General features: G+C 34.4%; 1 protein-coding gene. It reads left to right on the top strand.

Annotated features, from left to right (window positions below; genetic code table 11):
• Positions 1-215: GNAT family N-acetyltransferase (locus BAU27_RS00005; protein ID WP_139254593.1), on the top strand; the 215-nt coding region annotated here is incomplete at both ends.

The raw sequence follows: 215 nt of genomic DNA, 5'->3' as shown, positions 1-215 counted from the left end.
GTATGGTACACAGATATGAAAGACACTGTTGAGATTGGTTATAGTTTTTCAAATGAAGTAGCTGGGAGAGGTTTGGCAACAGAAGCAGTAAGTAGTTTGGTATTTAAATTATTTAATGAATTAAATGTACATCGTATACAAGCTAATCTTGATGCACGTAATACAGCTTCACAAAAATTGTGTGAACGAATAGGCATGAGAAAGGAAGCCCATTT

The organism is Bacillus sp. NH11B, from assembly GCF_001884205.1.
Taxonomy (GTDB): domain Bacteria; phylum Bacillota; class Bacilli; order Bacillales; family Bacillaceae_G; genus Bacillus_A; species Bacillus_A proteolyticus.
The sequence above is the reverse complement of the archived record's forward strand: the minus strand, read 5'-3'. Positions and strand labels throughout refer to the sequence as shown.